12 protein-coding genes are annotated in these 12,637 nt (G+C 71.0%); 5 read left to right on the top strand and 7 right to left on the bottom strand.

Annotated elements, in window-relative coordinates:
• Nucleotides 1–73 precede the first annotated feature (73 nt).
• The 4 genes from IE267_RS19390 to IE267_RS19375 form a co-directional block, all read right to left on the bottom strand.
• Nucleotides 74–1,231, bottom strand: a complete 1,158-nt coding sequence (locus tag IE267_RS19390; RefSeq protein ID WP_167156529.1) for a hypothetical protein — start codon at nt 1,229–1,231, stop codon at nt 74–76.
• Entirely contained in the window at nt 1,213–1,950 is a 738-nt protein-coding gene (locus tag IE267_RS19385) for an ABC transporter ATP-binding protein (protein ID WP_167156527.1), read from the bottom strand. Before IE267_RS19385 ends, IE267_RS19390 begins: the two co-directional genes overlap by 19 nt.
• A gap of 172 nt (nt 1,951–2,122) precedes the next feature.
• Nucleotides 2,123–3,502 (bottom strand): aspartate aminotransferase family protein, encoded by a 1,380-nt coding sequence (locus IE267_RS19380; protein WP_161245330.1) that lies wholly within the window; start codon nt 3,500–3,502, stop codon nt 2,123–2,125.
• Complete coding sequence (locus IE267_RS19375) at nt 3,487–3,978, bottom strand: Lrp/AsnC family transcriptional regulator (protein ID WP_189764099.1); 492 nt, start codon at nt 3,976–3,978, stop codon at nt 3,487–3,489. The genes IE267_RS19380 and IE267_RS19375 overlap by 16 nt, the downstream gene beginning before the upstream one ends.
• Nucleotides 3,979–4,158: 180 nt before the next feature.
• On the opposite strand from IE267_RS19375, the gene IE267_RS19370 reads away from it, so the two are divergent.
• From IE267_RS19370 to IE267_RS19360, 3 genes are all read left to right on the top strand, one after another.
• Entirely contained in the window at nt 4,159–5,598 is a 1,440-nt protein-coding gene (locus IE267_RS19370) for a gamma-aminobutyraldehyde dehydrogenase (protein ID WP_161245332.1), read from the top strand.
• A 148-nt stretch (nt 5,599–5,746) separates the two neighbouring features.
• A complete protein-coding gene (locus IE267_RS19365) occupies nt 5,747–6,943 on the top strand; it encodes a polyamine ABC transporter substrate-binding protein (protein WP_189764098.1) in 1,197 nt (398 codons plus the stop codon).
• Between the two features lie 80 nt (nt 6,944–7,023).
• Nucleotides 7,024–7,539, top strand: a complete 516-nt coding sequence (locus tag IE267_RS19360) for a hypothetical protein (protein ID WP_189764097.1) — start codon at nt 7,024–7,026, stop codon at nt 7,537–7,539.
• Between the two features lie 49 nt (nt 7,540–7,588).
• On the opposite strand, the gene IE267_RS19355 is transcribed toward IE267_RS19360, so the two are convergent.
• On the bottom strand, nt 7,589–8,305 hold the full coding sequence (locus IE267_RS19355; RefSeq protein WP_189764096.1) for a glycerophosphodiester phosphodiesterase: 717 nt from the start codon (nt 8,303–8,305) through the stop codon (nt 7,589–7,591).
• A 57-nt stretch (nt 8,306–8,362) separates the two neighbouring features.
• Complete coding sequence (locus tag IE267_RS19350) at nt 8,363–9,484, bottom strand: adenosine deaminase (protein ID WP_373304571.1); 1,122 nt, start codon at nt 9,482–9,484, stop codon at nt 8,363–8,365.
• Between the two features lie 51 nt (nt 9,485–9,535).
• Between IE267_RS19350 and IE267_RS19345 the strand changes: the two genes are divergently transcribed.
• Nucleotides 9,536–10,234 carry a DUF4190 domain-containing protein gene (locus IE267_RS19345; RefSeq protein WP_167156518.1) on the top strand — a complete coding sequence of 233 codons (699 nt, stop codon included), beginning with the start codon at nt 9,536–9,538 and terminating at the stop codon, nt 10,232–10,234.
• 88 nt (nt 10,235–10,322) lie between these two features.
• On the opposite strand, the gene ybiA is transcribed toward IE267_RS19345, so the two are convergent.
• Nucleotides 10,323–10,886 carry a riboflavin biosynthesis intermediates N-glycosidase gene (ybiA, locus tag IE267_RS19340; protein ID WP_189764094.1) on the bottom strand — a complete coding sequence of 188 codons (564 nt, stop codon included), beginning with the start codon at nt 10,884–10,886 and terminating at the stop codon, nt 10,323–10,325.
• Between the two features lie 181 nt (nt 10,887–11,067).
• Between ybiA and IE267_RS19335 the strand changes: the two genes are divergently transcribed.
• Complete coding sequence (locus IE267_RS19335) at nt 11,068–12,609, top strand: gamma-aminobutyraldehyde dehydrogenase (protein ID WP_189764093.1); 1,542 nt, start codon at nt 11,068–11,070, stop codon at nt 12,607–12,609.
• The last annotated feature ends 28 nt before the right edge of the window (nt 12,610–12,637 follow it).

The raw sequence follows: 12,637 nt of genomic DNA, 5'->3' as shown, positions 1-12,637 counted from the left end.
GCTAGGCGCTGCCCGGTGCGGGCCCCGCCGGTGGGTCCGCGAGCGCGGAGCCCGGCCGCACGCGCCGGAGCGGCTACCGCAGCGGCAGCGCCGCGACCTCCGCGATGAGCACGGTGAGCGGGGTGAGGACCGCGAGCAGCGCGGCCGCCCGCAGGAACGCGGCGGTCCGCAGCACCGCCATCGGGGTGCCGATGGACACCAGGGCCGCCGTGGTGTGGGCGCGGGCATGGCGCGACTCCAGGGCGGCGGTCAGCAGCGTCGCCACCGTGCAGCTCATCACCAGGGCCGCCCCGAGCCCGGTCAGCGGTCCGAAGGGGTGCGGTCCTGCCCGGTCGCCGTACAGGGTCGCCGCGGCGATCGCCCCAGCGGCCACCGCGCACACCACCCCGAGCGGCCGCCCGATGCGCCGGGCCTCCGCCATCAGGACCCGGCCCGCGAGCAGCCGGGCCGCGCTGGGCCGGGCCAGCTGGAGCAGCCGCCCGCTGAAGTGGACCAGGGCCGGGCCCGCCAGGGCGAGGCCGAGCACAGTGACCGCCCAGCCCGCCAGCACCCCGGCCGGGGTGCCTTCCGGGTGCCCCGGCATCGGGAACGCGGCGCCCTGGGCGCCCCGGCTCGCGTACGTCTCGACGGCGAGGCCCGCGGCGACCAGCGCGAAGCCCCACGGCAGTCCGGCCGGAGCCGGTGCCGGCTCCTCGGGGTGCACCGGGTCGCTGGTTCCGCCGGCGCGCGCGGGGCGTGGGCGCAGGGCGAGCCCGGCCGCGACGGAGGCCGCCACCGGCAGCACCGCGAGCAGGGTCAGGGCGCCCGCCAGCGGCATCGGCTCGTCGGCGGCGAGCAGCCCGGCGGCGGCGCCGTCGAAGGGCAGCCCGTCGATGTCGCCGCGCAGATGCAGATAGACCAGGAGCGCCACCGCCGAGCCCAGGGTGCAGGTCACCGCGGTGGACGCGGCGGCGATCGCGGCGAGCCGCGCCGGACCCAGGCCGACCGCGGAGAGCCCGGTGCGCGGCCGGGTGCTCGGGTCGGTGCGGGCGACCGCGACCGCGAAGTGCACGGTCGCCGCCAGCGGAACCGCGCACCACAGCAGCCTCAGCACCGAACTGCCGGGATGGCCGACCGCGTAACCGAGCGTGCACAGGAGCAGGAAGCCGACCCCGGCGGACGCGGCGGACACCAGCAGCCGGCGCAGCAGGACCAGGGGGTGGGTACCGCGGGCTAGACGGAGAGCGAGCACGCGGCGATACCCTCCGGTTCCGAAGTGCCGTTTTCTGTACGGGAGTTGACCCGTCGCCCGTCGATGAGGACCACCGTGCGGTCGGCGAGGGCCGCCACGTCCGTGTCGTGGGTGGCGATGATCGTGGTGATGTGGTGCGAGCGGGCCGCGGTGAGCAGGGTGCGCAGCACCTGGGCGCGGTCGGCGCTGTGCAGGGTCGCGGTCGGCTCGTCGGCGAAGAGGACGGCCGGCTCGGTGATCAGGGCGCGGGCGATGGCCACCCGCTGGCGCTCCGCCTGGAGCAGTGCGTGCGGGCGCTTCTTGGCGCAGGTGTCGATGTCGAGGCGCTCCAGCCACTCCAGGGTGGTCTTCTTCGCGCTCCGGTGCGAGACCCCGCGAAGCAGCAGCGGCAGGGCCGCGTTCTCCCAGGCGCTCAGCTCGGGGACCAGGGCCGGCTCGGGGTCGATCCAGGCGAACCGGTCGCGCCGCAGCCGCTCGCGGGCCGCGGCGCCCAGGGTGTGCACGGCCCCGCTGTTGAACCACACCTCGCCCTCGTCCGGCACGACCGCGCCCGAAAGGCAGCGCAGCAGGGTCGTCTTGCCCGAGCCGCGCGGGCCGCCGACGGCGAGGATCTCGCCCTCGCGGGCCTCGACGCTGACCCCGGTCAGGGCGGGCGAGCCGCCGTGGGAGTGATGCAGGGAACGTGCCCACAGCACGTCGTTGTCCGGCGGAGCCACCATGGTGCACACCTCGGTTCAGATCAGATTTCCTGCTCCCCGTACGGGGGAACGAAGGCAGGGCCGATCGGTCACTGGGCACGCTAGGCACTGGGGTGTGACTGCCATGACAGCACGCGGCCCGGCCGCCCCCATCTCACTCGGATGGGCGCGGCCGGGCCGTGGGCGGGACGGATCAGAGCTTCGTCCAGGCCTCCGTCAGCACCTGACGCAGGACGCCCTCGATCTCGTCGAAGGTGTTCTGGTCGGAGATCAGCGGCGGGGCGAGCTGGACGACCGGGTCGCCGCGGTCGTCGGCCCGGCAGTACAGGCCGTTGTCGTACAGCGCCTTGGAGAGGAAGCCGTACAGGACGCGCTCGGTCTCCTCGTCGTTGAACGTCTCCTTGGTGGCCTTGTCCTTCACCAGCTCGATGCCGTAGAAGAAGCCGTTGCCGCGGACGTCGCCGACTATCGGCAGGTCGTGCAGCTTCTTGAGGGTGTCGAAGAAGGCGCCCTCGTTGTCGAGCACGTGCTGGTTGAGGCCCTCGCGCTCGAAGATGTCGAGGTTGGCCAGGCCCACCGCGGCGGAGACCGGGTGGCCGCCGAAGGTGTAGCCGTGCAGGAAGGTGTTGTCACCCTTGTAGAACGGCTCGGCGAGCCTGTCCGAGATGATGCAGGCGCCGATCGGGGAGTAGCCCGAGGTCATGCCCTTGGCGCAGGTGATCATGTCCGGCACGTAGTCGAACTTGTCGCAGGCGAACATCGTGCCCAGGCGGCCGAAGGCACAGATGACCTCGTCGGAGACGAGCAGCACGTCGTACTTGTCGCAGATCTCGCGGACCCGCTGGAAGTAGCCGGGCGGCGGCGGGAAGCAGCCGCCCGCGTTCTGCACCGGCTCCAGGAAGACGGCGGCGACGGTCTCGGGGCCCTCGAAGAGGATCTCCTGCTCGATCTGGTCGGCGGCCCAGCGGCCGAAGGCCACCGGGTCCTCGCCGTGGATCGGGGCGCGGTAGATGTTGGTGTTCGGCACCTTGTGCGCGCCGGGGACCAGCGGCTCGAAGGGCGCCTTCAGGGCGGGCAGACCGGTGATGGACAGGGCGCCCTGCGGGGTGCCGTGGTAGGCGACCGCGCGCGAGATGACCTTGTACTTCGTGTGGTTGCCGGTGAGCTTGTGGTACTGCTTGGCCAGCTTCCACGCGGTCTCGACGGCCTCGCCGCCACCGGTGGTGAAGAAGACCTTGTTGAGGTCGCCCGGCGCGTAGTTCGCGAGGCGCTCGGCGAGTTCGACGGCCTTGGGGTGGGCGTAGGACCACACCGGGAAGAAGGCCAGCTCCTGCGCCTGCTTGTAGGCGGTCTCGGCGAGCTCGTGACGGCCGTGGCCTGCGTTGACGACGAACAGGCCCGACAGGCCGTCCAGGTACTTCTTTCCCTTGTCGTCGTAGATGTAGGTGCCTTCGCCACGGACGATGGTGGGAACGGGCGCGTTCTCGTACGACGACATGCGGGTGAAGTGCATCCACAGGTGGTCGTAGGCGGTCTGGCTGAGGTCCTTGCTCACGGCTATCGGGTTCCCCACATATAGGTCTGCTTCTTCAGCTTGAGATAGACGAAGCTCTCGGTGGAACGCACGCCGGGGAGGGCGCGGATCCTCTTGTTGATCACTTCGAGGAGGTGGTCGTCGTCCTCGCAGACGACCTCCACCATCAGGTCGAAGGAGCCCGCGGTCATCACCACGTACTCGCACTCGGCCATGGCCGTCAGCGCCTCCGCCACGGGGTCGAGGTCGCCCTCGACGCGGATGCCGACCATCGCCTGCCGCCGGAATCCCACGGTGAGCGGGTCGGTGACGGCGACGATCTGCATCACGCCCTGGTCGAGCAGCTTCTGCACGCGCTGACGCACGGCCGCCTCCGACAGGCCCACGGCCTTGCCGATCGCGGCGTAAGGACGGCGTCCGTCCTCCTGGAGCTGCTCGATGATCGCCAGGGAGACGGCATCGATGGAGGGGGACGATCCGTTCCCGATCCTGGGGTCTGTGCTTCGGCTGGCCACGGAGCCACTGTGCACCTGACTCGGTCTGTCCCGCAACCCCAAAGCGATGAAATTCGTTGTTCCGTGACCTCTGGAGAACTGAATCCGAAGTTCCGGGCCGTCGGGTCTGTCGAAAGCGTCGCTCCACCGACTAGGGTGGGCTGTCTCACCCATCGGACATCGGACCGGGAGGCCAGCGAAGTGACCACCGAACTGCGTCGTTTGCGCAACTACATCGACGGAGAGTTCCGCGATGCTGCCGACGGGCGGACCATCGAGGTGGTCAACCCGGCCACGGGACAGCCATATGCGACCTCGCCGCTCTCCGGGCAGGAGGACGTGGACGCCGCCATGGCGGCCGCGGCCAGGGCGTTCCCCGCCTGGCGCGACTCCACCCCCGCCGAGCGCCAGCGCGTGCTGCTCAAGATCGCGGACGCCTTCGAGGAGCGGGCCGAGGAGCTGATCGCGGCCGAGTCGGAGAACACCGGCAAGCCGCTGGAGCTCACCCGCACCGAAGAAGTGCCGCCCATGGTCGACCAGATCCGCTTCTTCGCCGGCGCCGCCCGGCTGCTCGAAGGCCGTAGCGCCGGCGAGTACATGGAGGGTCTGACCTCGATCGTCCGCCGCGAGCCGGTCGGCGTCTGCGCGCAGGTCGCGCCGTGGAACTACCCCATGATGATGGCGGTCTGGAAGTTCGCCCCGGCGCTCGCCGCGGGCAACACCGTCGTCCTCAAGCCGTCGGACACCACCCCCGCCTCGACGGTTCTGCTCGCCGAGATCATCGGCGCGATCGTCCCCAAGGGCGTCTTCAACGTCATCTGCGGCGACCGCGACACCGGCCGCGCGATGGTCGAGCACAAGACCCCGGCGATGGCCTCCATCACCGGTTCGGTACGCGCGGGCATGCAGGTCGCCGAGTCCGCCGCCAAGGACGTCAAGCGCGTCCACCTGGAGCTGGGCGGCAAGGCCCCGGTCGTCGTCTTCGAGGACGCCGACATCGCCAAGGCCGTCGAGGACATCGCGGTCGCGGGCTACTTCAACGCCGGCCAGGACTGCACGGCCGCGACCCGCGTGCTCGTGCACGAGTCGATCCACGACGAGTTCGTGGCCGCGCTCGCCAAGACGGCCGCCGAGACCAAGACCGGGCAGCCGGACGACGAGGACGTGCTGTACGGCCCGCTCAACAACGCCAACCAGCTGAAGCAGGTCGCCGGGTTCATCGACCGGCTGCCCGCCCACGCCAAGGTCGAGGCGGGTGGCCACCAGGTCGGCGAGCAGGGCTACTTCTACGCCCCGACCGTCGTCTCCGGCCTGAAGCAGGACGACGAGATCATCCAGAACGAGGTGTTCGGGCCGGTCATCACCGTCCAGTCCTTCACCGACGAGGCCCAGGCCCTGGAGTACGCGAACGGCGTCGAGTACGCGCTCGCCTCCTCGGTGTGGACCAAGGACCACGCCCGCGCCATGCGGATGTCCAAGAACCTCGACTTCGGCTGTGTGTGGATCAACACCCACATCCCGCTGGTCGCCGAGATGCCGCACGGCGGCTTCAAGAAGTCCGGATACGGCAAGGACCTCTCCGCGTACGGCTTCGAGGACTACACCCGCATCAAGCACGTGATGACGTCCATCGAAGGCTGAGCCACGGCCTGAACGGCGCGCAGGGGCGGGGGAGTTGTCCCCCGCCCCTTTTCGCTGCCGCCGTGCCCCGACAGGGTGTCTGGCCCGGGGCGCCCGGCTGTACGCAGCGTCCATTGAACGCGGTGGGCGCGGGAGGCATCCTGCCGGAATGCGACCGACCGCGTTCCCCGCAGCCAGCCCCCTGTCCCGCCGCAGCCTGCTGCGCGCCCTCGGCGGCGGCGCCGCGCTGGCCGCACTGGCCGGCTGCGGGGTCCCCGCGGCCTACGTCGAACCCGGTGACCGGGCCGGGCGCGACCGCTCGGCCGCCGACAAGTCCCTCACCTTCGCCAACTGGCCGCTCTACATAGACGTCGACGACAACGACGCCTCCCGGCGGCCCACCCTGGACGCGTTCACCAGGAGCACCGGGATCTCCGTCACGTACACCGAGGAGATCAACGACAACGACGAGTTCTTCGGGAAGATCAGCCCGGCCCTGATGAACCACCAGGAGACCGGCCGGGACCTGATGGTCATCAGCGACTGGATGGCCGCCCGGTTCGTCCGGCTCGGCTGGGTGCAGCAGATGGACCGAGCCAAGCAGCCCAACGTCACCCGCTACCTCGACCCCCAGCTGCGCACCCCCGCCTTCGACAACGGGCGTCTGCACAGCGTCCCGTGGCAGTCCGGGATCACCGGCATCGCGTACAACAAGAAGAAACTCGGCCGCGAGATCCAGCACGTCCACGACCTGTGGGACCCGCGGCTCGCGGGCAAGGTGACGCTGTTCTCCGGCCTCGACGAGTCCTTCGCGCTCCTGATGCAGGGCAACGGCGTCGACATCACCAAGTGGACCGCCGACGACTTCCACCGGATGTGCGACCAGGTCGAGAAGCAGGTCGCGAAGAAGCAGATCCGCCGCTTCACCGGCAACGACTACACGAGCGACCTCAACAAGGGCGACGTGCTGGCCTGTCAGGCCTACAGCGGTGACGTCTTCCAGCTCCAGGCGGACAACCCCGACATCGAGTTCGTGGTGCCCCAGGAGGGCGCCGAGCTGTGGGCGGAGTCGATGATGATCCCCAACCTGGCCCGTCACAAGGCGAACGCGGAGGCGCTGGTCGACTACTACTACGACCCCCACGTCGCGGCCGAACTCGCCGCCTCGGTCAACTACGTGTGCCCGGTGCCGGCCGCCCGCGAGGTGCTCGCCTCCTCCAAGGACAAGGACGAGGCCCAGCTCGCCGAGGACCCGCTGATCTTCCCGGACGACGCGATGCGGGGGCGCCTCGCCATCGCACGGGACATCACCTCCGAGGAGCGGGTCGAGTTCGCCAAGCGCTGGAACGAGATCGTGGGGCTGTAGGCGGGGTCCGGGGTCCGGGCCTTGGGCTTGCGGCCCGGCCCCGCTTTTGAACGCGTTCAACACAGGCGTACGCTGCGATCATGAGCGAGCGAAACGCCCTGTTGCGGCGTACCCGCGTATGGCTGGCCGTGTTCGTCGTCTGCCTCGTGCTGAGCGGCCTGACGGCCTTCCCCCTGGTGCACGAACTGCGCTGGACGCAGTCCGTGTTGCACCACACCCCGATCGGCGACAAGCTGCCGGGGCTGACCGGCTGGATCGACCGGGTACGGGCCGGCGTCGACACCGCCGACGCCGACTACCCGTTCCTGCTCTACGGCACGGACTGGCTGGCCTTCGCCCACCTCGTCATCGCGGTCGCCTTCTACGGGGTGCTGCGCGATCCGGTCCGCAACGTCTGGGTCGTCGAGTTCGCGATGATCGCTTGCGCGGGGATCATCCCGGTCGCCCTGATCTGCGGGCCCCTCAGGGGAATCCCCTTCTGGTGGTCGCTGATCGACATGTCCTTCGGGGTGTTCGGCGTGATCCCGCTGTACGTGGTGCGGCGCAAGATCAAGGCCCTTGAGGAGATGGGGGAGCGGGTGCCGGTGCCGGCTTGAGGGGGCGCTTCCGTCGGGCGTGTTCCCTCTGTCGGGAGGGGGGCGGGGCTCAGGAGGGGTCCGGGGCACCGCCCCGGGTCGCCTGCCTTTCCGACAGGACGGCCGACAGTGTGTCCAGGCGGTTGGTGGTGATCGCGTCCACGCCGTGGGCGATGAGGTGGCGCTGGGTGCGGGCGGTGTCCGGGGTCCAGGCCGAGACGAGCAGGCCGTCCCGGTGGGCCCGTGCCACCAGGTCCGAACTCAGCAGGCCGAAGCGGTAGTTGAGCCAGCGGGGCCTGACGGCCTCGACCAGGGCGGGGCGTGGCGGGGCGGGCCTGGTCCACGTCAGGGCGATTTCGGCGGCCGGGTCGGCGCGGCGCACGCACAGCATGGCGACCGGCCCCGCGCAGTAGTAGACCCGCTCGCCCGCACCGCACTCGCGGACCGTGTTCACCACCTTGCGCACCGACTCCTCGGTGGCGCCGGGCAGATCCAGCATCACCCGGTGCGCCCCGGCCGCCATCAGGGCCTGGCGCAGGGTGGGGACCCCGCCGCCGGTGACCTCGGCGACCTCCGCGTGCGGGAGCTCGGCCAGCGGGCGGTCGAAGTCCCACAGCCGCTTCAGCGTCTCGTCGTGCAGCAGCACGGGCACGCCGTCCCGGGTGGTGCGGACGTCGACCTCGACCGCGTCGGCGCCCCGCTCCAGGGCCGAGGCGATGGAGGGGAGCGTGTTCTCGCGGACGCGGTACGGGTCGCCGCGGTGGGCCACGGCTGTCACGGTGCGCATGGGGTCATTGTGCTGAGCGCCGGCGGGGGCGGCCAGCCGGGGCCCGGCCCCGGAGGGTCAGCGGGCGAGCCACTTCGCGGTGTAGTCGTCGATCTCCCCGGCGAGTTTCGTCTTGCCCGCGGGGTCGAGGAAGGAGGCCTCGACGGCGTTCTTGGCGAGGTCGGCGACCCCCTGCTCGTCCAGCTCCAGGAGCCGGGCCGCGACTGCGTACTCGTTGTTGAGGTCGCTGCCGAACATCGGCGGGTCGTCGCTGTTGATGGTGACCAGGACGCCCGCGGCCACCATTTCCTTGATGGGGTGCTGGTCCAGGTCGGGCACCACGCGCGTCGCCAGGTTGGACGTCGGGCAGACCTCCAGGGCGATCCGGTGCTCGGCGAGGTGCTTGAGCAGGGCCGGGTCCTGGGTCGCGCTGGTGCCGTGGCCGATGCGCTCGGCCCGCAGGTCGATCAGCGCGTCCCAGATCGACTGGGGTCCCGTGGACTCGCCCGAGTGCGGTACGGAGTGCAGGCCGGCGGCGATGGCCCGGTCGAAGTACGGCTTGAACTGCGGGCGCGGCACGCCGATCTCCGGGCCGCCCAGGCCGAAGGAGACCAGACCCTCGGGGCGCACGCCGTCCTCGGTGGCGAGCCGGGCCGTCTCGGCGGCGGCGTCCAGACCGGCCTCGCCCGGAATGTCGAAGCACCAGCGCAGGACCGTGCCGAACTCGGCCTCGGCGGCCCGGCGGGCATCCTCGATCGCGTCCATGAAGGCGCGCTCGTCGATGCCCCGGCGAGTGGAGGAGAACGGCGTGATGGTCAGCTCGGCGTAGCGGACGTTCTGCCGGGCCATGTCACGGGCCACCTCGTAGGTGAGAAGGCGCACGTCCTCCGGGGTGCGGATCAGGTCGACGACCGAGAGGTAGACCTCGATGAAGTGCGCGAAGTCCGTGAACGTGAAGTAGTCGGCGAGCGCTTCGGGGTCGGTGGGGACCTTCGAGTCCGCGTGGCGGGCGGCGAGTTCGGCCACGATGCGCGGTGAGGCGGAGCCCACGTGGTGCACGTGCAGCTCGGCCTTGGGCAGCCCCGCGATGAAGGGGTGCAGGTCGGTCATGGGGTCCTCCATGGGTCTGCCGCGAGGGTCCTCGCGCGATGGGCGTCGTACGGCCTTCGCCGGTCGGGGATCATGGTAGGCCGGGCGCACCCGCCCGGAACCCTTGGCCGTAGCATGACGGAACCACGATGGGGGAGGCCCATGTCAGACAACACCCAGCAGCCGTCGGGAGGCCAGGAGCCCCGCGACCCCTGGGCTCCGCCGGAGCGCAAGGTCCCGCTGGACAAGCCGTCGGTGCACGACCAGCAGACGGTCGTCTCCATGCCCGGCACGCCGACCGAGGGACAGTACCCCGCCCCGCCGCAGGGAGCCCCCGGCGCCCCGGCCCAGGGTCCGTTCCCGGGCGCACCCGGGCAACAGGCTCCCGGCAGCGGCTACGGCGGCCCGACCCCGCCGCCCGCACCGGGACAGGCGGCCCCCGGCAGCTACGGCTACCCCGCCTACCCGCAGCAGCCCGGACAGGGCTACCCGGGCTACCCGGGCCAGCAGCCCGTCTACGGCTACCCGGGCTTCACCGGGATGACCGCGCCGCAGAACGGGTTCGGCACCGCCGGGATGGTGCTCGGCATCATCGGCTGTGTCCTCCTGTTCTGCACGATCGGTATCGCGGGCATCGTGCTCGGGACTCTGGCGCTGATCTTCGGGATGCTCGGCAAGGGCCGGGTCGCGCGCGGTGAGGCGAACAACCGGGGGCAGTCCCTGGCGGGCATCACCCTGGGCATCATCTCCATCGTGCTCGGTGTCGCGCTCCTCGTCATCGTGATCGCGACCGGCTCGCTGGACCACCCCACCAGCTACGACTACTCGAACTTCCTGTCGTCGGGCGTCCTGGCCCGCTGAGCGGCTCCCGCCCGGGGGAGGGGGCCCGCGAGGCACCCTCCGCCCGGACCGGGCCCGCGCCCGGCCGGACCCGGGTACGCCCCCCGCCTCAGCCCAGCCGCTGTCGCGCCTCCGTCAGCGCGAAGCCCAGGAGGTTCAGGCCACGCCACCGCTGCGGGTCCGCCGCCTCGGGTGCGTCCGCCGCAAGTCCTATGCCCCAGATCCGGTCCATCGGGCTCGCCTCGACCAGGACCCGGCTCCCGGTGCCGAGCAGATACCCCCGCAGCGCCTCGTCCTGACCGAACTTGTGCAGGCTGCCGGCCAGGACGATGCCGTAGCGCTCCCGGCGCCACACCTCGTCGTCGAAGCCCCGCACCAGGCGGCCCGCCCTCTTCGCGAGCGCCGGATTCGCCGCGTCGATCGCCGCGCGCTCCGCCTCCGGGTCGCCGAACAGGCGGGCCTTCGACGCCATCATCCAGTGCTCGGCGGTGGCGTAACGGACGCCCTCGACCGTGAAGGGCGAGGGCCACCACTGGCTGAAACAGCTCGGGCCCAGGGACCCGTCCCGCTGCGGCCGGTGCCCCCAGAAGTGCAGATACTTGATCCGGTCGCCCTTCTTGACCTGCGCGATCAGCTCGTCCAGCGCCGCGCGGTCCCCCGTGTACTCGTTCATGCATGCGAGTCTGGCAGGCGCCACTGACACTCCGTCGGGCCATTACGGCTCCGACGCGACACATGGTCGACAGATTCCGTCGCGTAACCAAAAGGCAACAACGGAATCACTTGTTGGCCAGATGTGCCTCTGTCAGGATCGGCACTCAAATCGAGCTGAAGCTACGAAGAACGTGGGCGACATGGACACCGACACCGGCAACGGCAACAGCACCCCCGCCAAGGACCGCTTCCCCGCGCAGGACCGCTTCGCGGCCGGCGCCCAGTACATCGGGGGGCGGCTGCGCCCCGGCACCTCCGGGCGCCGGCACGCGGTCGTCGATCCGGCCACGGGGGACACGGTCTACTCGTACGAGCTCGCGGGCACCGCCGATGTCGACGCCGCGGTCGCCGCGGCCAAGGAGGCCTTCCCCGGCTGGTCCGGCGCCACCCCCGGCGAGCGCTCCGCCGCCCTGTACCGGTTCGCGGAGGTGCTCGCCGAGCGGGCCGAGGAGTTCGCGCAGGCCGAGTCCCTCCAGTGCGGCAAGCCGATCAAGCTGAGCCGCGAGTTCGACGTGCCGGGCACCATCGACAACACCGCGTTCTTCGCGGGCGCGGCCCGGCACCTGGAGGGCAGGTCGGCCGGGGAGTACGAGGGCGACCACACCTCGTACGTCCGGCGTGAGCCCATCGGTGTCGTCGGTTCCATCGCGCCCTGGAACTACCCGCTCCAGATGGCCGCCTGGAAGATCCTTCCGGCGATCGCGGCGGGCAACACCATCGTCCTCAAGCCCGCCGAGACCACCCCGCTGACCTCGCTCCTGTTCGCCGAGGCCGCCAAGGAGGCCGGCATCCCGGACGGTGTGATCAACATCGTCACCGGCGCCGGCCAGGACGCCGGCGAGCACCTCGTCGGCCACCCCGACGTCGTGATGACCTCCTTCACCGGGTCCACCGGCGTCGGCAAGCGCGTCGCCGAGATCGCCACCCGGACCGTCAAGCGGCTCCACCTGGAGCTCGGCGGCAAGGCGCCCTTCGTGGTCTTCGACGACGCCGACCTGGAGGCTGCCGTGCACGGCGCGGTCGCCGCCTCGCTCATCAACTCCGGCCAGGACTGCACCGCCGCCACCCGCGCCTACGTCCAGCGCCCGCTGTACGAGGCCTTCGTCGCCCAGGTCGCCGCCCTCATGGAGACGGTCCGGCTCGGCGACCCCTTCCGCGAGGACACCGACCTCGGCCCGCTGATCTCGCACGTCCACCGCGACCGCGTCGCCGCCTTCGTCGAGCGGGCCAGGAGCTACGCCCGGATCGTCACCGGCGGCGAGGCCCCCGAGGGCGACGGCGCCTACTACCGGCCCACCCTCATCGTGGACGCGCCCCAGGACAGCGAGGTCGTCCAGGACGAGATCTTCGGCCCGGTCCTGGTGGTGCTGCCCTTCGACACCGACGACGAGGGCATCGCGCTCGCCAACGACACCCCCTACGGTCTCGCCGCCTCCGCCTGGAGCCGGGACGTGTACCGCACCGGGCGGGCCACCCGCGAGATCAAGGCGGGCTGCGTCTGGGTCAACGACCACATCCCGATCCTCAGCGAGATGCCGCACGGCGGCTACAAGGCGAGCGGCTACGGAAAGGACATGTCGGCGTATTCCTTCGAGGAGTACACGCAGGTCAAGCACGTGATGTACGACAACACAGCGGTCGCCAGGAAGGACTGGCACCGCACGATCTTCGGGGACCGATAAAGAGGCGGCCCGACCAGGCCACCGAACC

The sequence above is a fragment of the Streptomyces xanthochromogenes genome, from assembly GCF_014650455.1.
Taxonomy (GTDB): domain Bacteria; phylum Actinomycetota; class Actinomycetes; order Streptomycetales; family Streptomycetaceae; genus Streptomyces; species Streptomyces xanthochromogenes.
Note: the sequence above shows the minus strand (reverse complement) of the source record. Positions and strands in the feature narration are given on the sequence as shown.

Bases quoted from the DNA above. Each gene is read 5' to 3' on its own strand.
- IE267_RS19385 (WP_167156527.1), bottom strand. From the start codon at position 1,950: ATGGTGGCTCCGCCGGACAACGACGTGCTGTGGGCACGTTCCCTGCAT.
- IE267_RS19365 (WP_189764098.1), top strand. From the start codon at position 5,747: ATGCGACCGACCGCGTTCCCCGCAGCCAGCCCCCTGTCCCGCCGCAGC.
- IE267_RS19360 (WP_189764097.1), top strand. From the start codon at position 7,024: ATGAGCGAGCGAAACGCCCTGTTGCGGCGTACCCGCGTATGGCTGGCC.
- IE267_RS19355 (WP_189764096.1), bottom strand. From the start codon at position 8,305: ATGCGCACCGTGACAGCCGTGGCCCACCGCGGCGACCCGTACCGCGTC.
- IE267_RS19345 (WP_167156518.1), top strand. From the start codon at position 9,536: ATGTCAGACAACACCCAGCAGCCGTCGGGAGGCCAGGAGCCCCGCGAC.
- ybiA (WP_189764094.1), bottom strand. From the start codon at position 10,886: ATGAACGAGTACACGGGGGACCGCGCGGCGCTGGACGAGCTGATCGCG.
- IE267_RS19335 (WP_189764093.1), top strand. From the start codon at position 11,068: ATGGACACCGACACCGGCAACGGCAACAGCACCCCCGCCAAGGACCGC.